This window comes from Aeromonas sp. NJAU223 (assembly GCF_051125555.1).
GTDB classification, from domain to species: domain Bacteria; phylum Pseudomonadota; class Gammaproteobacteria; order Enterobacterales; family Aeromonadaceae; genus Aeromonas; species Aeromonas veronii_G.
In genome coordinates, this window is record NZ_CP144204.1 from 157,501 (window position 1) to 178,362 (window position 20,862).

The window sequence follows — 20,862 nt, forward strand, 5'->3', positions numbered from 1 at the left end:
GGTGTAACCATGGCCATGCTGTCTCCACCCGAGACTCAGTGAAATCGAATTCGCCGTGAAGATGCGGTGTACCCGCGGCTAGACGGAAAGACCCCGTGAACCTTTACTACAGCTTGGCACTGAACATTGAACCTACATGTGTAGGATAGGTGGGAGGCTTTGAAGCGATGACGCCAGTTGTCGTGGAGCCGTCCTTGAAATACCACCCTTGTATGTTTGATGTTCTAACGCAGGGCCCTGAATCGGGCTCGCGGACAGTGCCTGGTGGGTAGTTTGACTGGGGCGGTCTCCTCCCAAAGAGTAACGGAGGAGCACGAAGGTTGGCTAATCCTGGTCGGACATCAGGAGGTTAGTGCAATGGCATAAGCCAGCTTAACTGCGAGACGGACAGGTCGAGCAGGTACGAAAGTAGGTCATAGTGATCCGGTGGTTCTGAATGGAAGGGCCATCGCTCAACGGATAAAAGGTACTCCGGGGATAACAGGCTGATACCGCCCAAGAGTTCATATCGACGGCGGTGTTTGGCACCTCGATGTCGGCTCATCACATCCTGGGGCTGAAGTCGGTCCCAAGGGTATGGCTGTTCGCCATTTAAAGTGGTACGCGAGCTGGGTTCAGAACGTCGTGAGACAGTTCGGTCCCTATCTGCCGTGGGCGTTGGATGATTGAAGGGAGTTGCTCCTAGTACGAGAGGACCGGAGTGAACGAACCTCTGGTGTTCGGGTTGTCACGCCAGTGGCACTGCCCGGTAGCTAAGTTCGGAATCGATAACCGCTGAAAGCATCTAAGCGGGAAGCGAGCCCTGAGATGAGTCATCCCTGACCCCTTGAGGGTCCTAAAGGGCCGTTGGAGACCACAACGTTGATAGGTGGGGTGTGTAAGCGCGGCGACGTGTTGAGCTAACCCATACTAATTACCCGTGAGGCTTAACCATACAACACCCAAGAAGTGTTTCTGGCCTTGTAGCAAGTGCATGAACTACTCAAATTCAGTGATAGCGACGAGCCAAGAGCGACATCGTTATTCACGTCAGCTTTCTAGATTAAGAATTTGCCTGGCGGCCATAGCGCCGTGGAACCACCTGATCCCATGCCGAACTCAGAAGTGAAACGCGGTAGCGCCGATGGTAGTGTGGCATTCGCCATGCGAGAGTAGGACACTGCCAGGCACCCATTTCAAGATTGCGCGATGAGCGTGGTCTTTACCGGTTAGTGTGCTGATATGGCTCAGTCGGTAGAGCGCATCCTTGGTAAGGATGAGGTCCCCAGTTCGATTCTGGGTATCAGCACCATTTTCAAAGCAGTAACAGCTTTTGCCTGACGGCAATAGCGCCGTGGAACCACCTGATCCCATGCCGAACTCAGAAGTGAAACGCGGTAGCGCCGATGGTAGTGTGGCATTCGCCATGCGAGAGTAGGACACTGTCAGGCACCCATTCAGAAGAGGCCTCCCATCCGGGAGGCCTTTTTGCTTTGGAATTTCGCCACCGTCACTGTTTCTTTTAGTAAAAATGCTGGGCTGTCAGCGACTTGCCCGTTACTCTGGGGGCATGGGCCGGGTGTCATCGCCAGAGGAGTATGAATGGCCACGTTGAAGGAAATTGCACAGGAGGCGGGGGTCTCTCAGGCGACGGTGTCGCGGGTGCTCAATGAGGATCCGACGCTGAGCGTCAAGGAAGAGACCAAGCAGAAGATCTTCGAGATCGCCGAACGGCTGGAGTACAAGACCAGCAGTGCCCGCAAGGGGCTGCACAAGCACAGGCTGCATTTCCTGGCGGTCTACGCCTATCCCCAGAGCACCGAGGTCAACGACCCCTATTATCTCGCCATCCGCTATGGCATAGAGACCCAGTGCGCCCGCCTGAACATCGAGTTGACCCACTTCTACAACGGGGCCGAGGGGCGGGATCTGACGAGTGTCGACGGCATCCTGGTTATCGGTCATCTGCCTGGTGAGCGCCTGGCTGCGCTCTACTCTCTCTCCGCCAAGCTGGTGTTCATCGATTGCCGCTCCGAGGGGGAGTATGACTCGGTGGATGTGGATCTCGCGCTCATCAGCCAGCAGGTGGTGGACTTCTTCATCGCCCGTGGCCACAACCGCATCGGTTACATTGGCGGCCAGGACGAGCTGCCGGATCTGCGGGAGCTCGCCTTCCTCGATTATGGCCAGCGGCTGGGGGTCGTGCAGCAGGGGGATCTCTATCGCGGGGACTTCTCCAGCGCCTCCGGCTATCGACTGGCGAAGGAGATGCTGGCCGGTGACTGGCCGGCCGCGCTCTTCGTTGCCTCCGACTCCATCGCCATCGGCGTGCTGAGGGCCATTCACGAGAAAGGGCTGGCGATCCCCCAGCAGCTCGAGCTCATCAGCGTGAACGACATCCCGACCGCCAAGTTCACCTTCCCGCCGCTCTCCACCGTGCGCATCCACTCCGAGTTGATGGGTTCCCAGGGGGTCAATCTCCTGGTTGAGCGGCTGCGGGACGAGCGAGACGTGCCCCTGCGAGTACTGGTGCCCAGCCGACTGACATTGCGTGGTACGACACGCTAGATTTAGTAAAATAATATTTTTTTTAACCATGCCCTCTCACAGGGCATGGTTGCTTCCTTCTCCTCCCGCTGTGTATCTCCCTTCCTCCATGATTGAAAATAACATACTGTTATTAAAAGATTTTGTTATCTGTAGCTTCTGATTTTCAACATTTATGCCATTCAGTCAGCACATGCCCTCTTTTATCTTGTAGTTCTGATCACGCTCACAGTTTAGGCGATGAGCTGTGATCCGGTTAAAACTTTACCAATGCAGAGCTGATATTTAGTAAATATTTATCTATGGTTTACCCAGTCTAGGATGTCTTGTTCCGGGAGGACATGTGAATAACTGGGAAAACGTTCAACTCGTCGGTGAAAACCGGCTGGCACCCCGTGCCTATTTCTTCTCTTATGCGGATGCCCATGCTGCCTCGTCCATGCAGCGGGAGCTGAGCCGTCGCTTCCTCTCCCTCAGCGGGCAGTGGCAGTTCCACTACTTCGAGCATCCCCTGGCGGTGCCTGAGGCCTTCTATCACAGCCCCATGAGTGACTGGGGTCAGATAGCCGTGCCGAACATGTGGCAGATGGAAGGTCACGGCAAGCTGCAATACACGGACGAAGGTTTCCCCTTCCCCATCGACGTGCCATTCGTGCCGAGCAACAACCCGACCGGCGCCTATCAACGCAACTTCATGCTGAGCCCGGCCTGGGATGGGGAGCAGATACTCATCAAGTTCGACGGGGTGGAGACCTACTTCGAGGTCTATGTGAACGGCCACTATGTGGGCTTCAGCAAGGGCAGCCGCCTTACCGCCGAGTTCGACATCAGCGCCTATGCCCAGATCGGCAAGAACCTGCTGTCGGTGCGGGTGATGCAGTGGGCGGATTCCACCTATATCGAAGATCAGGACATGTGGTGGATGGCGGGGATCTTCCGCGACGTCTACCTGGTGGGCAAGACCCCCGTCCATGTGCAGGACTTCTTCATTCAGACCACCCTGGCCGACGACAACCAGAGCGCCACCCTGAGTTGCGATATCCAGCTGGAGAACCTGGGGCAGCTTGCCCGGGCTCATCGGCTGACCTGGTCCCTGCTGGATCAGGGCAGCGAGGTAGCCAGCGGTTCTCTCGATAACCTTGCCATCGACGGTGAACTGACCTGTGGCTTCAGCCTGGACTTGGCGGCACCTCATCTGTGGAATGCCGAAGACCCCTATCTCTATCAGCTGCAACTCTCTCTTTATGACGACAGTGGCGAGTTGCTGGAGGTGATCCCGCAGCGGGTCGGGGTGCGCGAGATCAAGGTCAAAGACGGCCTCTTCTACGTCAATGGCCAGTATCTCAAGCTGCACGGGGTGAACCGTCACGACAACGACCACTTGAAGGGGCGCGCCGTCGGCATGGATCGGGTGGAGCGGGATATCGTGCTGATGAAGCAGCACAACCTCAACTCGGTGCGTACCGCCCACTATCCGAATGACCCGCGCTTCTACGAGCTGTGCGACCAGTACGGCCTGTTCGTGATGGCGGAGACGGATGTGGAGACCCACGGCTTTGCCAACGTCGGCGATCTCAGCCGCATCACGGACGATCCCAGCTGGGAGCCGGTGTTCGTCGATCGCATCGAGCGTCACGTCCACGCCCAGAAGAATCACCCCTCCATCATCATCTGGTCGCTGGGCAATGAGTCCGGCTACGGCTGCAACATCAGGGCCATGTACCGCCGCTGCAAGCAGATCGATCCGACCCGGCTGGTGCACTACGAGGAAGACCGCGACGCCGAGGTGGTGGACGTGGTCAGCACCATGTACTCCCGGGTCTCCCAGATGAACTGCTTCGGCGAGTTCCCCATGGACAAGCCGCGCATCCTCTGCGAATACGCCCACGCCATGGGCAACGGCCCGGGTGGCCTCAATGAATACCAGCAGGTGTTCGACCGTCATCCCCACATCCAGGGTCACTACATCTGGGAGTGGTGCGATCACGGCATCCTGGATGAGGACGAGCAGGGCCGCCCGGTCTACAAGTACGGTGGCGACTACGGTGACTATCCCAACAACTACAACTTCTGCATGGATGGCCTCATCTACCCGGATCAGACCCCGGGGCCCGGCCTGCGTGAATACAAGCAGGTGATCTGCCCGGTCAAGATCCGCGCCGCCGATGCAGCCAGCGGCAAGCTGGAAGTGGAGAACCGTTACTGGTTCTCGACCCTGGACGACGTTCGCCTGCTGGTCGAGGTGAAGGCGGAAGGGGAGCTGCTAGTCAGCCAGCAGATCCGGTTGGAGGGCATTGCCCCCGGCGCCATCACGCCTCTGCAACTGGCACTGCCGAGCCTGGATGAGCGGGAAGCCTTCGTCCAGATCCGGGTCATCAAGGCCAGTACCACCCGCCATAGCCCGGCGGATCACGAGCTCGGTCAGTATCAGTTCCAGCTCAAGGCATCGACCCGCCAGCTGCAACCGCTGCGCAACCCCAACGCCACCGCGCTGCAGATTGTCGATGAACGGCTCGCCCTGACCCTGACCGGCAACGGCTTCGCCCTGCGCTTCTCGCGCCTGGACGGCAAGCTGGTGAGCTGGCAGCAGGATGGCAATGAGCTGATTGAGCGCTCACCGCGCCTCACCTTCTTCAAGCCGATGATCGACAACCACAAGCAGGAGTACGAGAGCCTGTGGCACCCGAACCACCTGCAGATCATGCAGGAGCATTTCCGCTCCTTGAGCTGGCGTCAGCTGGGTGAGGCGGTCGAGGTGACGGTGGAGAGCCTGATCGCGCCGCCGGTGTTCGATTTCGGCATGCGCTGCTGCTACGTCTACACCCTGAGCCCGAACGGCCAGCTGCACGTTCAGCTGTGCGGCCAGCCCTACGGCGGCTATGACGACATCATCCCCAAGATAGGCTTCGAGCTGGGTATCCGTCAGGATCTCGAACGGGTGCACTATTTCGGCATGGGACCGGGTGAAAACTACCAGGACAGCCGCCAGAGCAACTGGATCGACAGCTTTCAGAGCACGGTGGCCGAGATGTGGGAGCACTATCCCTTCCCTCAGGACAACGGCAACCGCCAGCAGGTGCGCTGGGCAACCCTGACCAATCGCCACGGCGATGGCCTCTATGTGCGGCCCGATGCCCCCATCAACCTGAGCGTCTGGCCCTATAGCTGGGAGCATATCCACGCCGCCCAGCACATCAATGAGCTGGAGCCGAGCGGCTATCTGACCCTGAACCTGGATCACAAGGTGCTGGGGCTCGGCTCCAACTCCTGGGGCTCAGAGGTGCTGGACTCCTGGCGGGTACGCTTCGAGCCGTTCAGCTTCGGCCTGACCCTGCTGCCCATCGCCCGCGGCAACCTCAATCCGGCCGCGCTGGCCGGGCTCGACCTTGGCATCAACGGCGGGAGGAACCTCGCATGATCACCCTGGATAACCTGACCCTGTTCAAGAACATCTACCGGGAAGGCAAGAAGTGGGGGCGCTGCGTGGAGGCCATCGACAATTTGCCGAACCTCAAGCCCGGCATCTGCCACTCCATCGGTGACTCCCTCACCTACCGCTTGCAGGAGGGGGCCAGCCCGGCCACCTCATTGTTCGAGGGGCAGCGCCGCTACTTCGACATCCATTACTACCTGGAAGGGGAAGAGACGGTGGAGTGGGCCGAGAAACGGGAGCTGCAAACCGAGCGGGCCTACGACGACACCAGCGACCGCGAGTGGTTGGCCGGCGAGGTGCGAGGGCGCCAGCGGGTCGGCAATGGCCAGCTGGTGATCTTCGAGAACCACGAGGCCTACCGCTTCGTCGGGGATGGCGAGGTGCGCAAGCTCATCATCAAGGTCACGGTGGAAGGCGGCTACTTCAAAAACAAATAATCCGCCGCCGCTTTCGTACTGACAACAGCCGCAAGGGCGGGGTTCACCCTACAGCCAATGCCCCGCCCTTGCGCCGACAATAAATACAGGTCTGGAGATGGAAATGTCTGATACCAAACGTAACACGATAGGCAAGTTTGGCTTGCTGTCGCTCACCTTTGCCGCCGTATTCAGCTTCAACAACGTCATCAACAACAATATCGAGATAGGCCTGGCCTCGGCCCCCATGTTCTTCCTGGCCACCATTTTCTACTTCATCCCGTTCTGCCTCATCATCGCGGAATTTGTGTCTCTGAATAAGAACTCCGAGGCGGGTGTCTATGCCTGGGTCAAGAGTTCCCTCGGCGGGCGCTGGGCCTTCATCTCCGCCTACACCTACTGGTTCGTGAACCTGTTCTTCTTCACCTCCTTGTTGCCGCGGGTCATCGCCTACGCCTCCTATGCCTTCCTCGGCTACGAATACATACTCACCCCGCTGGCCACCACGGCCTTGAGCATGGTGCTGTTCGCCTTCGCGACCTATGTCTCCACCAATGGCGCCAAGATGCTGGGCCCCATCACCTCGGTGACCTCGTCCCTGATGCTGCTGCTGACCCTCTCCTACATACTGCTGGCGGGCGCGGCCCTGGTGGGTGGCGTGCAGCCGGCGGATCCCATCACGGTAGAGGCCATGATCCCGGACTTCAGCTGGGCCTTCCTCGGGATCACCACCTGGATCTTTATGGCGGCCGGCGGCGCGGAGTCCGTCGCCGTCTACGTCAATGACGTCAAGGGCGGATCCAAATCCTTCGTCAAGGTGATCATCGTCGCCGGCCTCTTCATCGGCGTGCTCTACTCCGTCGCCTCCCTGCTGATCAACGTGTTTGCCCCCAGCGACACCCTGAAATTCACCGGCGGCTCGGTGCAGGTGTTCGAAGGGCTGGCGGCCCATTTCGGCCTGCCGGAGATATTGATGAACCGCTTCGTGGGCCTGGTCTCCTTCACCGCCATGTTCGGCTCCCTGCTGATGTGGACCGCCACCCCGGTGAAGATCTTCTTCTCCGAGATCCCGGCGGGCATCTTCGGCAAGAAGACGGTCGAGCTGAACGAGCACGGCGTACCCGCCCGCGCAGCCTGGATCCAGTACCTGATCGTACTGCCCCTGATGGTGATCCCGACGCTCGGCTCCAACACCGCCCAGGATCTGATGAACACCGTGATCAACATGACGGCGGCCGCCTCCATGCTGCCCCCCCTGTTCATCATGCTGGCCTACCTGAACCTGCGCCTGAAGCTGGATCACCTGCCGCGGGAATTCAAGATGGGCTCGCGCACCATGGGGATCGCCGTGGTCTCGGTGCTGATCGCCATCTTCTCGGTGGGCTTCCTGGCCTCCACCTTCCCGACCGGTGCCGACATCATGACCATCGTCTTCTACAACGTGGGCGGGATCGTCATCTTCCTCGGCTTCGCCTGGTGGAAATACAACCGATACGAAGCCTCCCTGAGCGCCGAAGCGCGCGCCATAGAGGCGCAGCCTGCCGCCCAGGTTCCCGTCCAGGTGTCATGAGCACCATCCCCCAATCCACCCGGGTGGCCAGTGGCCACCCGCAAACCGTTAATCAGAAAAGGAAAAGAACATGAGCGAGGTGATCGAGTTTGCCGAATTCAAACGGGTCGAGATGAAAGTGGGCAAGGTGCTGGAGGTGGTGCGCCACCCTGGCGCCGACAAGCTCTACATCGTCCAGATCGACGTGGGCGGCGAGCGGCCGCTGCAGACGGTCACCAGTCTGGTGCCTCACTACAGCGAGGCGGAACTGCTGGGCAGCCAGGTGGTGGTGCTCACCAACCTCAAACCCACCAAGATGCGCGGCGAGCGCTCCGAGTGCATGTTGCTGTGCGCCGAGACGCCGGACGAGAGCCAGAGCGTGCTGCTGCAACCCCGGGTGCCCATGGCGCCGGGCACGCCCATCGTCTGAAAGGTATGGCGAGCCGGTGCGGCGCGGCTGCACCGGTTCACCAACGAGGCCGCCCAGGCGGCCCGATCATAACAAGAGAGCAAAGCGCGGGGCCGACAGACCCTTGCCGAACACATCACAGAGTCACAGCGTTACCCGCAGGGAGCGCGAGTCCACTGGAGGACAATATGTCGGATTCAATACGCGGCACCATAGGCAAGTTTGCCCTGCTGTCGATGACCTTTGCCGCCGTGTTCAACGTGCGCAATATCGTCAACAACAACATCGAGCTGGGGCTGAGCTCGGCCCCCATCTTCCTGCTGGCGACCCTCGTCTACTTCATCCCCTTCGTGTTCATCATTTCCGAGTTCGTCTCCGCCAACAGGCAGTCGGAGTCGGGCATGTATGACTGGCTTAAAAAGCCCCTCGGCACCCGCATGGCCTACCTCGGCTCCTTCCTCTACTGGTTCGTGAACCTGTTCTGGTTCGTCTCCCTGCTGCCGAACGTCATCGCCTACGCCTCCTACGCCATGCTGGGGTACGAGTACAGCTTCTCCCCCATGGTGACCTCCCTCATCTCCATCGTGCTGTTCGCGGCGGCGACCCACATCTCCACCAAGGGGGCGAGCTGGCTCGGCAAGATCGCGGAGCTGGTGGCCTACGGGGTGTTCGCCCTGTTCGCCATCTATGTGCTGGGGGCCCTGATGGCCCTCGGCGGCGACCATGCGCCGGCCCAGCCCATCACCTTGGAAGCCATGACGCCGACCATCAACTGGGCGACGCTCGGCATCATGTGCTGGATCTTCCAGGCGGCAGGGGGCGCCGAGACGGCGGCGGCCTACCTCAATGACGTCAAGGGCGGTCAGAAGTCCTTCATCCGGGTGATCATCACCGCCGGTATCGTCATCGGTGCCATGTATGCGCTCGGTTCCCTGCTGGTGAACGTGTTCGTGCCGCGCGAGAGCCTCACCTACGCCGGCGGCATGGTGGAGATCTTCACCGGCATGGCCCAGTACTTCCAGGTCTCCGAGGCGCTGGTGGGCCGCTTCGTCGGCGTGGTGCTGTTCATCGCCATGTTCGGCTCCATGATGATGTGGACGGCGGCGCCGGTGAAGATCCACTTCTCCGAGATCCCCAAGGGGGTCTATGGCGAGAAGACCACCGAGCTCAACGAGCACGGGGTGCCGGTGCGCGCCGCCTGGTGGCAGTTCGTCTTCGTGTTCGTGATGCTGGTGGTGAACGGTTTTGGCTCGGAGTCGGTGCAGCAGATGATGAACACCGCCATCAACCTCACCGCCGGTACCGCCATGCTGCCGCCGATCTTCATCATGGTGGCCTACTTCGTGTTCCGCTGGAAACACGACGACACCCCGCGGGACTTTCGCATGGGCTCGCGCTCCTTCGGCATGGCCGTGGTGTCGGTGCTGATCCTCATCTTTGTGGTCAGCATGAGCGCCTCCGCCTTCCCGGCCGGGGTGGATCTGGTGCGCGCCTTCTTCATCAACGTCTTCATGACGGCGGTGTTCTCGGCCATCGCCTACTGGTGGATCTCCCGCTTCGAGAAGCGCCAGGCCGCCAAACTGGCCGCGGGTGGCAAGCAGCCGGGCAAGGGGAGCACGTTGGCCAAACAGAGCTGACGACATCGCGGCACGTTGTAAAACGGGTGGCCCGGGCCACCCGTTTTTTATGCTTTGTCACCCCGCTGGCCGTGCTGGTTGTTCAATTTCACATGCTGATGATGTGAAAGCGTTTAATTTTATTAAACACGTGGGCGCATCGCTCAACTTTGCACCATCGGATTCTCGGGGTAAGCTGGAGCCTCGTTGCAACGGGAGCTGTCAAACAGCTCCTGTTGTCTTTCCTGTCGTCCCGTGTCCGAACCCTCGGCCAGGCGGGATGCGCCTTCGATGGAGACTCTCCGTGCGTCTGGATCCTTTTACCTGTGTCTTGTTGCTGGTGGTGGCCCTGGCTTCCCTCTTCCCCTGTGAGGGAGAGGTCGCCGTCTGGTTCGGCTGGCTCACCAAGCTGGCGGTGGCCCTGCTGTTCTTCATGCACGGCGCCAAGCTGTCGCGCCAGAATCTGCTGGCGGGGCTCGGCCACTGGCGGCTGCACCTGGTGGTGATGCTCAGCACCTTCGTGCTGTTCCCGCTGCTCGGGCTCTTGCTCACCCCCTTCGTGCCCCAGTGGCTGAGTCCGGCCATCTACCTCGGCTTCCTCTATCTCTGCGCCCTGCCCGCCACCGTGCAGTCGGCCATCGCCTTCACCTCGCTGGCCGGCGGCAATGTGTCGGCGGCGGTGTGCAGCGCCTCGGCCTCCAGTATTCTCGGCATCTTCCTCTCCCCGGTGCTGGTGGGCATGATGATCCAGGTACAGGGGGAGGGCATCGATACCTGGCACTCCATCCAGTCCATCCTGGTGCAACTGATGCTGCCCTTCGTGGTGGGGCATCTCTCCCGGCCGCTGATCGGCCGCTGGGTCGACGCCCATCGCCCCCTCATCGGCAAGCTGGATCAGAGCTCCATCCTGCTGGTGGTCTATGTGGCCTTCAGCGAGGCGGTGGTGCAGGGGATCTGGCATCAGGTGGGTTGGTATGATCTGGCCAGCATAGTGGTGCTGAGCTGCGTGCTGCTGGCGCTGGTGCTGGGCTGGAACGTCTGGATCAGCCGCCGACTCGGCTTCGACAAGGCGGACGAGATCACCATCGTCTTCTGCGGCTCCAAGAAGAGCCTCGCCAACGGCGTGCCGATGGCGAACGTCATGTTCCCCGCCGCCAGCGTCGGGGTCATGGTGCTGCCGCTGATGATCTTCCACCAGATCCAGCTGATGGTGTGCGCCGTGCTGGCACGCCGCTACCGTGAGCGAAACGCCGGGCTTGCCACCCAGGAGGGGTGAGGGCCCGCACGGCCCTGCGCGAGGAGCGTGACTCGCGGATAAGAGAGAGGGAGGCCAGTGCCTCCCTCTCTGCTTTGTGGCATTCGCCTCAGCGTTTGCGCCAGACCGTGAGCTGGGCCAGGGTGTGCTGGTACTTGCGGGCGGTCTCGCGGATGACGAAGGGGACGTCCCGCGGTGGCATATGCTCCTCGAACTCCGCCACCAGCAGCCGTTGCAGCGCCTGATAGGTGGAGAGCGCCTCGCCGTTTTCGCGGATGCCGCCGAGCCAGTTCGCCTTGGGGGTGTAGTCCGTCAGCCAGGTGTAGGGGCTGGTGAGCACCAGCAGGCCGCCGCTGCGCAGGCGCGGGGCGATGTCGCGCAGGAAGCGGGCGGGTTCGCGCAGCCGGTCGATGAGGTTGGAGGCGAGCACCAGATCGTAGTCCGCGTACTTGGGCTTGAGGTTGCAGGCATCCCCCTGGCTGAAGTGGATGCGTCCGGCCTGCTCGCTGCCGAGATCGTGGGAAGAGAGCCGTGCCTCGCAATACTCCACCAGATCTCCCTCCACCGGCATGGCGTAGCGGAAGCTGTCCTGAGCCGCCAGGGCCAGGGCTACGTCGATGAAGCGGGCCGAGTAGTCCACGGCGTCCACGTGCTGGAAGTGGCGGGCCAGCTCGAAGCTGGCGCGGCCGGTGGCGCAGCCGATATCCAGCGCCCGCTGGTGATGGCCGCACAGCTCGCCAGCAAGATCCGCGAGCGTCTTGGCGTAGTTCGGAACTCCGAAGTGGGTCGGACCGTACTGGAAGTCGAGATACTGGGCGACGAGCGTGTCGGTTTCATAAGGATTCACGGTAACGGGTTCCTGATAACGGGAGACCAGATAGCGGAAGCCCGCATGCTGGAAGAAGTGGCGACGGAAGGCATAGCGGGAGGATTTGAGCGCCTCGTTGCCGGTGCTTGCCCAGCTGCCCCCCTTGATGAGGCTGTGCTTGCCGTCGAAGGTGGGGGTGGAGAAATCATCGTAGAGGGGATGCACCTTGAAGCCCTCGAAGCCGTCGATGGCGGTGCTGGTCCACTGCCAGACGTTGCCCACCAGATCGAAGAAACCGGCCTGGGGGCAGGCGTTGACCGGGCAGGGGGAGGCGAAGCGGGCCAGGTTGATGTTGCCGGGGGCCTCCATCCAGTCCGGTTGATCCCCTGCCAGCTGTTCCCGCAGCAGCAGCCATTCGGCCTCGCTCGGCAACTGGATGGAGAGCCCGGTCTGCGCCGACTTCCAGCGGCAGAAGGCGGCGGCCTCCAGCTGATTCACCTCGGCGGGCCAGTCCCAGGGCATGTCGACCTGCTCCGTCATCAGCCGCAGTTGCAACTGATCGGGATCCTCTGGGTTGCCGACCCAGAAACTCGGCATCCGCGCCCCGGCAAACTGGCGCCAGCCCCACCCCTCGTCGTCCCACCAGACTTGCTGCCGGTAGCCGCCGGCCTGCACGAAGGCCAGGTACTCGGCGTTGCTCACCAGCATGCGGCTCGCCTGGAAGGGGGCCAGCTCGATGTGGCGCTCGCCGTATTCGTTGTCCCAGCCGTAGGTGGCATCCTGCTTGCCAAGACGCACCCGACCACCGGCCACCGGCAACAGGTCGTTGGCGGGCACGGCGTCTGGCTGGTGGCAGCGCACCTCGCAGGCGGGCCAGTGACGCTGGGGTCGCACCCATGCCAGAGGCAACTGGCGGATCAGCACGCTGGAGGTCTCGAGGTGGATGCGCTCGTGCTCTATCCCCATCAGGATGACCCAGGCCGGGCTCTGCCAGTCGATGGGCAGGGTGATCGGCATGCGCTCGATGAAGTCCACCACCAGGGTGCGCACCCGGCTGCGGTAGTCGCGCAGCTCGGCGATAGCGGGCCAGTCGTAGTGGGTCTCGTCCAGATCATCCCAGCTCATCTCGTCCACCCCGATGGCGACCATGGCCTCGATGCGGGGATCTAGGCGCGCCTCGATGAGGCGGGCCGCCAGCAGCTTGTTGACGAAGAAGGCGGCGGTGTGGCCGTAGTAGAAGATGAGAGGGTGGCGAAGGGAGATCGCCTTGTTGAACCAGGCGCGCTCGTCCGCCAGGCAGTCGAACAGGGCGTCGTAGAGATCGAAGGTCTGGCAGAAGTAGGCGAGCAGCTCGCGGCGTTTCTGCTCGGGATCCTCGCCGGTCAGCAGCGGAGTGCGGGTCGGGGCGGGCAGGCCGCCGAGTGCGGCGAAGGGATGATGGGCTTGGGTCACGCTCTGACTCCTTGTGGGCAGTGAAGACGGACGGGTGCAGCAGATGCACGAAGTATCACTATTGGCTCAACAGACCGGCGCGACAACAAAAAACTGTCAACGCTCGTCATGATGGCGGTCGCCCGCCGGGCAGAAGCATTCCCATTTGGGCATGGTCAGTTTCACCACTATATAGTCAGAATGGCGCCTTACAACCTGATGACAGAGGCAATAAAAGCAGTAAAACCGATAAAAATCATGCGATTGAGTTTATGGCATGCGGATTGCCATCTTGATTCCCGGATGAGTACAAACAGGCCGAGCGGGCCATCAACAAGGAGAGAGAAATGAAATGGATGCTGGGAGTGATGCTGGCCCTTGGGCTCGGTGGCTGCAGCAAGCTGGATGAGACCCTGGTGCAGGGTGATGGTCCCGTCATCGAGCAGCACCGCCCGCTGGGCGAGCCGGTGACCCGGGTGCTGGCCGGGGTGCCCGCCAACATTCACCTGGTGGTGGGGGAAGCGAGAAGCATAGTGATCCGGGGACAGGAGAATCTGCTGCCCTATCTGGCGTTGACCGAGCGAGACGACAAGCTGGAGCTGAAGGTCAAGGATGGCTATCGGTTTGAGCAGTTCGACCCCATCGACATCACCATCACCCTGCCCAAGGTGGAAGAGCTGGCGCTGGCGGGTCTGGCGCGCGGCGATCTGAGCGGTTTTTCGGGGGATGCGCTGGTGCTGTCGGTGGCGGGGCTGGGGGACATCGTTGCCAGCCAGCTGACCCTGAACCGGCTGGAGGGCAACATCGCCGGGGCGGGCAGCCTGGATCTGGGAACCGGCTCGGCCAGGGAAGTGGAGCTGAACCTTGCCGGTGCCGGCGGCGTGTCGGGGGCTGAGTTCAAGGGAGAGGCGGTCGAGGTCAATATCGCGGGCAGCGGCGACGTGACTGTGAATGCCAGCGAGCGGCTGAAGGTGGGGATTGCCGGCTCCGGTTCGGTGAGCTATCTCGGCAACCCCAGGCTGGAGAGCGAGATCGCCGGATCCGGGGCCATCTCCCGGGTCGGAAGCTGAGTATCCGGTTCGCTCCTGATCAACAAACAGGCCCTGCTGGGCCTGTTTTGTTTTCTGTTGTCGCGAGGTTTTGTCTCAGGCGAGGGGCAGGGCGAGACGCAGATCCGCGTTCAGCCGCATCAGCAGCCATTGCATGCCGGCCAGGTGCTGGTGGTCGTGGCTCACCAGCAGGCGCACGAGACCGTCCAGCGTCACCTCCCCATAGTTGCCATAGCGGGCTCGCCGCGCCCAGACGGAGGTCGGCTGTTCCCTGAGCCAGGCGATCGTCTCGCTGCGGGCGGCGCGAAAACGGGCCAGTTGAGTGGCGGGATCCTGCTGGCGATAGTCGTTGTCCAGCGCCAGCTGGTAGCCATCGAGGGAGGCGAGCTCCGGCAGGCTCTCCGACAGCGTGCGCTGAAAGCGGACCTGATACCCCAGCACCTCTATGTCCAGCAGGTGGCAGAGGTGACCCTGGGCGCTGAAGCGCTCGGAGGGGATGCCGGCCCAGTTGGCGGGCTCCCAGTTCAGATAGTCGGCAGGCACCTGGGCCAGCAGTTGTTCGAACCGATCCGGCATGGCCTGCAGGCTGGTCAAGAGATGCATCCTTGTCTCCCGTTCCTTGGGTGAGGCGGGTCGCCACCGGTTGCGGCGATCCCGCGATAGGTGCCGCTCCGACCAAGATGGGGCCGGAGCGGTCATGGGTTAGTCGCCGAGATGACGCGCGTGGAAGCGCAGGTGCGCCTCGATGAAGCTCGCCACGAAGTAGTAGCTGTGATCGTAACCGGGGTGGCGATTGAGCTCCAGCGGCCAGGACTTGGCCGCGGCGACCTCGGCCAGGGTATCGATGCCGAGCTGCTCGGCGAGGAAGGGATCGTCCAGCCCCACGTCCACCAGGGTCGGCAGGGGCGGGCTGTCGTGATGGCGCAACAGCTGGCAGGCATCCCACTCCTGCCACAGCAGGGGGTTGTTGCCGAGGTAGGCCCCCAGCGCCTTCTGACCCCAGGGGCAGCGGCTCGGGTGGCTGATGGGGCTGAAGGCGGAGACGGAGTGGTAGCGCCCGGGTTCGCGCAGGGCGGCGATCAGCGCCCCGTGGCCCCCCATGGAGTGACCGCTGATGGCGCGCCGGGTCGAAACCGGGAAATGGGTCTCGATGAGCTCGGGCAGCTCCCGGGTGACGTAGTCATACATCTGGTAGTGATCCCGCCAGGGGCTCTGGGTCGCGTTGATGTAGAACCCCGCCCCCATGCCGAGATCGTAACCGGGGTCATCCGCCACCCCTTCCCCGCGCGGGCTGGTGTCGGGCGCCACCAGGGCGATGCCGAGTTCGGCGGCGATGCGCTGGGCACCGGCTTTTTGCATGAAGTTTTCATCGGTGCAGGTTAGGCCGGATAGCCAGTAGAGCACGGGCACTTTCTGGCCGGTGAGGGCCTGGGGGGGCAGGTAGATGGCGAAGCGCATCTCGCACCCGAGCACGGTGGAGGTGTGGCGATACTGCTTGTGCCAGCCACCGAAGCTCTTGTTGCTGCTGATGATGTCCAGATTCATCGACAAACTCCCGGGCCCCGCCTGCGGGCGGGGCCCTCATGGTATCAGTAGTGGATGACGCTGCGGATGCTCTTGCCTTCGTGCATCAGCTCGAACGCCTCGTTGATCTGCTCGAGGCCCATGGTGTGGGTGATGAAGTCATCGAGACGGAACTCGCCCTGCATGTAGCGCTGCACATAGCTCGGCAGCTCGCTGCGACCGCGCACCCCGCCGAAGGCGCTGCCGCGCCAGACCCGGCCGGTGACCAGCTGGAACGGGCGGGTGCTGATCTCCTGACCCGCGCCGGCCACCCCGATGATGACCGACTCGCCCCAGCCCTTGTGGCAGCACTCGAGCGCCGCGCGCATCACCTTGACGTTGCCGATGCACTCGAAGGAGAAGTCGACGCCGCCGTCGGTCATCTCGACGATCACCTCCTGGATGGGCTTGTCGAAATCGTTCGGGTTGATGCAGTCGGTGGCGCCGAGCTTGCGGGCCAGTTCGAACTTGCTCTCGTTGATGTCGATGGCGATGATGCGGCCGGCCTTGGCCAGGCGTGCGCCTATGATGGCGGAGAGGCCGATGCCGCCGAGCCCGAAGATGGCGACGCTCTCACCCTCTTTCACCTTGGCGGTGTTCATCACGGCGCCTATGCCGGTGGTGACGCCGCAGCCCAGTAGGCAGACCTCTTCCAGCGGGGCGGCCGGGTCGACCTTGGCGATGGAGATCTCCGGCAGCACCGTGTATTCGCTGAAGGTGGAGGTGCCCATGTAGTGATAGATGGGCTGGCCGTCCTTGGAGAAGCGGGTGGTACCGTCCGGCATCAGCCCCTTGCCCTGGGTGGCGCGGATCTTCTGGCACAGGTTGGTCTTGCCGGACTTGCAGAACTTGCACTCGCGGCATTCTGGGGTATAGAGGGGGATCACGTGATCGCCGACCTTGACGCTGGTGACCCCTTCGCCGATGGATTCGACGATGCCGCCACCCTCGTGGCCTAGGATGCAGGGGAAGACCCCTTCCGGATCTTCACCGGACAGGGTGAAGGCATCGGTGTGGCAGACGCCGGTGGCGACGATCCGCACACGAACCTCGCCAGCCTGGGGTGGCATGACTTCCACCTCCTCGATGGAGAGGGGCTGGCCCGGGCCCCAGGCGATGGCGGCCTTACACTTGATGCTTTGAACCTGTGCCATGGATGACATCCTCTTGTTGAATGATTGAACGGAAATGGGTTCGGAGATCCAGTGTAGTTTCCCGCCGATTTGGTGATAATAAGGCGAAATATCAAATCACTTTTACAGATAGGTAATAATGTTCGGCTGGGAAGGGATCTGCGAGTTCGTCAGCGTGGCAGAGCAGGGGGGCTTCACCCCAGCGGCGCGCAAGCTGGGGGTATCGGTGGCTCAGGTCAGCCGCCAGGTGGCGCAGCTGGAAGACCGGCTGCAGGCCAAGTTGTTGCTGCGTACCACCCGTCAGGTGCGGCTCACTGAGCTCGGCGAGATCTACTATCGCCACTGCCGCCAGTTGCTGGACAACCTTTACGAAGCGGAGCTGGCCCTCGGCCAGCACCAGGCCGAGCCGCAAGGACTGCTGCGCATCACGGCCCCGGTCTCCTACGGTGAGAGCCGCATCGCCCCCCTGGTGAACGACTTCATGGTGCGCTTCCCCCAGCTGGAGGTGACCCTCAACCTCACCAACCAGCTGCTGGATCTGGTACACGAGGGGTTCGATCTCGCCATCCGGCTCGGTCACCTCAAGGATTCGACCCTGGTGGCCCGCAGGCTGGCGAGTCGGGTGCCCTATGTATGCGCTTCCCCCGCCTATACCGCCCGCCACGGCATGCCCAACAGCCTCTCGGAGCTCTCCCGCCACACCTGTCTGGTGGGCAATGGGGATGAGTGGCACTTCAATCTGGCCGGCCGTCCCCACAGCGTGCGGGTGCGCGGCATCTTGCAGTGCAACAGCGGCCACGCCCTGCTGGATGCAGCATTGAAGGGGATCGGCATCATCCAGCTGCCGGATTACTACGTGAGCGACCATCTGGCCAAAGGCGAGCTTATCGAGCTGTTGCCGGAGCTGAGAGCGCCGGAGGAGGGGATCTGGGCACTCTATCCCCACAACCGCCACCTCTCCCCCAAGGTGCGACTGCTGGTGGACTATCTGGCAGAACGGCTCGGGGCGCCCGGCCAGCCCGCGTTGGTGCGGCCCATCGGCTGACGCGAGCCCCATCAAAAGGCACTGTTCCAATTGCATGTTGAAAGGCCAGTCTTGTTGTAGGTCCTCACAGTGAGGGCCGATGCCATGGATACCCCCACCCTTCAACACCCCAGGCTATCCGCACATGGCACAGTTTGGCTCCCTTTGTCAGCCCCCCAGCCTGGGCTGCCGTCGTCCACTCCGGCGGGCTCGCTGTGTGGAACCGTCCCGCCAGCACAAAGCTCCGCCCGATCCCTTCGAACCGGCACAGTAGACAGCAGATCCTGCAGCGGCCCCCACCGTCCGGGGGGACGGTCGCACCAGATGGACAAATTCACACGAATCCACCCTTGGCTAGACTGGGCCAGTCGTCTTATGACACCCATTTGGCACAGTTGCCTGCAACCCTATCTGGAAGGATCCGATATGAAACCCTTGTTGACCGCCCTCTTGCTCCCCCTGATGCCCCTCGCCGCACAAGCCGCCGACCCCGTCTGGATCACGGTCGGTGCTGACAGCGGCGTCGAACTCAAGCAGGTCAAGGCCAAGCTTGCCCCCCTGTTCAGCGCCAGCGGCGCCCCCATCCAGCTGGCCCAGGTCGAGGCAAGCGAACTCGGCACTCTCTCCCACCTGATGCACGAAGGTCATCAGCGCTGCGGTGGCTACGTGGTGCACAGCACCCTGGCCGACGCGCTGCAGAGCATGGCCCAGCCCATCAGCCAGAACCTGTTCAGCGCCCCGCCACTGACCCAGGGGGCCAGCGTCAATCGGCTGCTGCCCTATCTGGATCAGGGCAACATAGTTGGCACCATCAGCCAGCTCGCCAGTTGGCGCAACCGCTACTACACCTCCACCACAGGGGTGCAGTCGGCGGACTGGGTGGCTGCGCAGTGGCAGAGTCTGAGTAGCGGCCTGCCCTGGGCCAGCGTCAGCCGGGTCAAGCACAGCGGCTACCCGCAGCAATCCGTGGTGCTGACCCTCAAGGGCAGCCGCTATCCGGACGAAGTGGTGGTGCTCGGCGGCCACCTCGACTCCACCGCGGGTTCCGCCCCCAACAGCCGTACCCTGGCACCGGGCGCCGACGACGATGCCTCCGGCATCGCCACCCTGACCGAGGTGCTGAGGGTCATCGCCGAGCAGGGTCGCCAGCCGGAACGCACCCTGCAGTTCATCGGCTATGCGGCGGAAGAGGTGGGGTTGCGTGGCTCCAAGGACATCGCCACCCGCTATAAAGCGGCCAACACCAAGGTGCTGGCGGCGTTGCAACTGGACATGACCAACTACCAGGGCTCGGCGGAAGACATCGTCTTCATGACCGACTACACCGACAAGGGGCTGACTGGCTATCTGGCCCAGCTGCTCGACGCCTATCTGCCCCAGATCCGCTATGGCTACGACAGCTGTGGTTACGGCTGCTCGGATCATGCCTCCTGGCACAATCAGGGCTACCCGGCCGCCATGCCGTTCGAATCGCGCTTCAACGACTACAACCCCCACATCCACACCGCCCAGGACACCTTGCAGAACTCGGATCCCTCGGCCACCCATGCCCTCAAGTTTGCCCAGCTGGCGACCAGCTTCGCCGTTGAGATGGGCAAGATACACTGAGGCCGAAGGCGATGAACCTCGCATAAAAAAGGCCCACTCTCGTGGGCCTTTTGCATGGTTTGCACGTAGGGAAGCTATTCCCGTTCCTTGACGTAGGGGGTGCCGAGGGCCTTGGGGGCCACCGCCTTGCCGATGAAACCGGCCAGCAGGAACACCGTCAGTATGTAGGGCAGCGCCTCGATGGCCTGCACCGGGATCGGGAAGTCGCCGATGCTGACCCCTTGCAGCCGGATGGCGACCGCGTCGAGGAAGCCGAACAGCAGGCAGGCCGCCATGGCGCTCCAGGGTTTCCACTTGCCGAACACCAGCGCCGCCAGCGCCATGAAGCCCTTGCCCGCACTCATGTTCGGGATGAACTGGGCGGTCTGGGCCACGGCGAGGTAGGTGCCACCGATACCGGCCAGCAGCCCGCCGATGATGAGGGCCGTGTAGCGCATGCGCACCACGGAGATGCCCGCGGTATCGACCGCTGCCGGCGCCTCGCCCACGGCGCGCAGACGCAGCCCGAAGCGGGTGCGGAACAGCACCCACCAGGCGAGCGGTACGGCGGCGAAGGCCACGTACTCCAGCAGGGAGTGACCGCTCAGCAGCTCGCTGTAGAGCTGGCCGATAACCGGCACGTCATACAGTTCCTTGGCATAAGGCAGGTCGATGGGGGCGAAGCGGGCGGCGCCGGACAGCGCCGGGGTCTGACCGCCCTGATCGAACCAGTAACGGCCGAGGGTGACGGTCAGGCCGGCGGCCAGTATGTTGATGGCCATGCCGCTCACCACCTGATCACCCCGGTGGGTGATGGTGGCAAAGCCGTGCAGCAGGGCGAACAGGATGGAGACCCCCACCCCGGCACCCAGCCCAATCCAGGCCGAGCCGGTGACGGCCGCTGCCGCCGCACTGGCGAAGGCCGCCGCCAGCAGCTTGCCTTCCAGGGCGATGTTGACCACCCCGGAGCGCTCACAGAACATGCCGGCCATGGCCGCCAAGATCAGCGGCGGCGCGGTGCGGATAGTGGCATCCAGCATCAAGATCAGGGTTTCGAACATGG

General features: G+C 62.5%; 15 protein-coding genes, 1 tRNA gene and 3 rRNA genes (1 of these 19 only partly in view). 14 read left to right on the forward strand and 5 right to left on the reverse strand.

Annotated features, from left to right (window positions below):
- The 11 genes from VZC39_RS00715 to VZC39_RS00765 form a co-directional block, all read left to right on the forward strand.
- A 23S ribosomal RNA gene (locus tag VZC39_RS00715) occupies window positions 1–934 on the forward strand; it begins 1,955 nt to the left of the window's first position.
- A 119-nt stretch (window positions 935–1,053) separates the two neighbouring features.
- Window positions 1,054–1,168 (forward strand): 5S ribosomal RNA (gene rrf, locus VZC39_RS00720).
- Between the two features lie 47 nt (window positions 1,169–1,215).
- Window positions 1,216–1,291: transfer RNA gene (locus VZC39_RS00725), tRNA-Thr, on the forward strand.
- 24 nt (window positions 1,292–1,315) lie between these two features.
- Window positions 1,316–1,430, forward strand: a 5S ribosomal RNA gene (gene rrf / locus VZC39_RS00730).
- Window positions 1,431–1,581: 151 nt separating this feature from the next.
- Window positions 1,582–2,547 carry a transcriptional regulator EbgR gene (ebgR, locus tag VZC39_RS00735; RefSeq protein ID WP_434664947.1) on the forward strand — a complete coding sequence of 322 codons (966 nt, stop codon included), beginning with the start codon at window positions 1,582–1,584 and terminating at the stop codon, window positions 2,545–2,547.
- A 322-nt stretch (window positions 2,548–2,869) separates the two neighbouring features.
- Window positions 2,870–5,944: a beta-galactosidase subunit alpha gene (ebgA, locus tag VZC39_RS00740; protein WP_434664949.1), complete on the forward strand. Its 3,075-nt coding sequence runs from the start codon at window positions 2,870–2,872 to the stop codon at window positions 5,942–5,944.
- Window positions 5,941–6,396, forward strand: coding sequence for a beta-galactosidase subunit beta (locus tag VZC39_RS00745; RefSeq protein ID WP_434664951.1), 456 nt, complete (start codon window positions 5,941–5,943; stop codon window positions 6,394–6,396). Before ebgA ends, VZC39_RS00745 begins: the two co-directional genes overlap by 4 nt.
- Before the next feature lie 103 nt (window positions 6,397–6,499).
- Complete coding sequence (locus VZC39_RS00750) at window positions 6,500–7,945, forward strand: amino acid permease (RefSeq protein WP_434664953.1); 1,446 nt, start codon at window positions 6,500–6,502, stop codon at window positions 7,943–7,945.
- 70 nt (window positions 7,946–8,015) lie between these two features.
- On the forward strand, window positions 8,016–8,354 hold the full coding sequence (locus VZC39_RS00755; protein ID WP_033131355.1) for a tRNA-binding protein: 339 nt from the start codon (window positions 8,016–8,018) through the stop codon (window positions 8,352–8,354).
- Between the two features lie 167 nt (window positions 8,355–8,521).
- The gene (locus VZC39_RS00760; protein ID WP_434664956.1) at window positions 8,522–9,970 is read left to right on the forward strand and encodes an amino acid permease; all 1,449 of its coding nucleotides are present in this window, start codon (window positions 8,522–8,524) and stop codon (window positions 9,968–9,970) included.
- Between the two features lie 283 nt (window positions 9,971–10,253).
- Entirely contained in the window at window positions 10,254–11,225 is a 972-nt protein-coding gene (locus VZC39_RS00765) for a bile acid:sodium symporter family protein (protein WP_349920569.1), read from the forward strand.
- A gap of 88 nt (window positions 11,226–11,313) precedes the next feature.
- Here the strand turns inward: VZC39_RS00765 and ovoA are convergent, their stop codons facing one another.
- Window positions 11,314–13,464, reverse strand: a complete 2,151-nt coding sequence (ovoA, locus tag VZC39_RS00770) for a 5-histidylcysteine sulfoxide synthase (RefSeq protein WP_434664958.1) — start codon at window positions 13,462–13,464, stop codon at window positions 11,314–11,316.
- Between the two features lie 326 nt (window positions 13,465–13,790).
- On the opposite strand from ovoA, the gene VZC39_RS00775 reads away from it, so the two are divergent.
- The gene (locus tag VZC39_RS00775) at window positions 13,791–14,513 is read left to right on the forward strand and encodes a head GIN domain-containing protein (RefSeq protein WP_434664960.1); all 723 of its coding nucleotides are present in this window, start codon (window positions 13,791–13,793) and stop codon (window positions 14,511–14,513) included.
- Window positions 14,514–14,588: 75 nt separating this feature from the next.
- Here the strand turns inward: VZC39_RS00775 and VZC39_RS00780 are convergent, their stop codons facing one another.
- The 3 genes from VZC39_RS00780 to VZC39_RS00790 form a co-directional block, all read right to left on the reverse strand.
- Window positions 14,589–15,095: a DinB family protein gene (locus VZC39_RS00780; protein WP_349920572.1), complete on the reverse strand. Its 507-nt coding sequence runs from the start codon at window positions 15,093–15,095 to the stop codon at window positions 14,589–14,591.
- A 99-nt stretch (window positions 15,096–15,194) separates the two neighbouring features.
- The gene (gene fghA, locus VZC39_RS00785) at window positions 15,195–16,037 is read right to left on the reverse strand and encodes an S-formylglutathione hydrolase (RefSeq protein WP_434664962.1); all 843 of its coding nucleotides are present in this window, start codon (window positions 16,035–16,037) and stop codon (window positions 15,195–15,197) included.
- A gap of 44 nt (window positions 16,038–16,081) precedes the next feature.
- On the reverse strand, window positions 16,082–17,209 hold the full coding sequence (locus VZC39_RS00790; RefSeq protein WP_349920574.1) for an S-(hydroxymethyl)glutathione dehydrogenase/class III alcohol dehydrogenase: 1,128 nt from the start codon (window positions 17,207–17,209) through the stop codon (window positions 16,082–16,084).
- A 118-nt stretch (window positions 17,210–17,327) separates the two neighbouring features.
- Here VZC39_RS00790 and VZC39_RS00795 point away from each other — a divergent pair, with 118 nt between their 5' ends.
- Window positions 17,328–18,233, forward strand: a complete 906-nt coding sequence (locus VZC39_RS00795; RefSeq protein ID WP_434664965.1) for a LysR substrate-binding domain-containing protein — start codon at window positions 17,328–17,330, stop codon at window positions 18,231–18,233.
- Window positions 18,234–18,638: 405 nt separating this feature from the next.
- On the forward strand, window positions 18,639–19,820 hold the full coding sequence (locus VZC39_RS00800) for a M28 family metallopeptidase (RefSeq protein ID WP_434664967.1): 1,182 nt from the start codon (window positions 18,639–18,641) through the stop codon (window positions 19,818–19,820).
- A gap of 74 nt (window positions 19,821–19,894) precedes the next feature.
- On the opposite strand, the gene VZC39_RS00805 is transcribed toward VZC39_RS00800, so the two are convergent.
- Window positions 19,895–20,860, reverse strand: a complete 966-nt coding sequence (locus VZC39_RS00805) for an ABC transporter permease (RefSeq protein WP_349920576.1) — start codon at window positions 20,858–20,860, stop codon at window positions 19,895–19,897.
- Window positions 20,861–20,862 lie beyond the last annotated feature (2 nt).

What these genes read in the sequence shown, in the direction of transcription:
- ebgR (WP_434664947.1), top strand. Translation starts at nt 1,582, where the DNA reads ATGGCCACGTTGAAGGAAATTGCACAGGAGGCGGGGGTCTCTCAGGCG.
- VZC39_RS00745 (WP_434664951.1), top strand. Translation starts at nt 5,941, where the DNA reads ATGATCACCCTGGATAACCTGACCCTGTTCAAGAACATCTACCGGGAA.
- VZC39_RS00750 (WP_434664953.1), top strand. Translation starts at nt 6,500, where the DNA reads ATGTCTGATACCAAACGTAACACGATAGGCAAGTTTGGCTTGCTGTCG.
- VZC39_RS00755 (WP_033131355.1), top strand. Translation starts at nt 8,016, where the DNA reads ATGAGCGAGGTGATCGAGTTTGCCGAATTCAAACGGGTCGAGATGAAA.
- VZC39_RS00760 (WP_434664956.1), top strand. Translation starts at nt 8,522, where the DNA reads ATGTCGGATTCAATACGCGGCACCATAGGCAAGTTTGCCCTGCTGTCG.
- VZC39_RS00775 (WP_434664960.1), top strand. Translation starts at nt 13,791, where the DNA reads ATGAAATGGATGCTGGGAGTGATGCTGGCCCTTGGGCTCGGTGGCTGC.
- VZC39_RS00780 (WP_349920572.1), bottom strand. Translation starts at nt 15,095, where the DNA reads ATGCATCTCTTGACCAGCCTGCAGGCCATGCCGGATCGGTTCGAACAA.
- fghA (WP_434664962.1), bottom strand. Translation starts at nt 16,037, where the DNA reads ATGAATCTGGACATCATCAGCAGCAACAAGAGCTTCGGTGGCTGGCAC.
- VZC39_RS00790 (WP_349920574.1), bottom strand. Translation starts at nt 17,209, where the DNA reads ATGGCACAGGTTCAAAGCATCAAGTGTAAGGCCGCCATCGCCTGGGGC.
- VZC39_RS00795 (WP_434664965.1), top strand. Translation starts at nt 17,328, where the DNA reads ATGTTCGGCTGGGAAGGGATCTGCGAGTTCGTCAGCGTGGCAGAGCAG.
- VZC39_RS00800 (WP_434664967.1), top strand. Translation starts at nt 18,639, where the DNA reads ATGAAACCCTTGTTGACCGCCCTCTTGCTCCCCCTGATGCCCCTCGCC.
- VZC39_RS00805 (WP_349920576.1), bottom strand. Translation starts at nt 20,860, where the DNA reads ATGTTCGAAACCCTGATCTTGATGCTGGATGCCACTATCCGCACCGCG.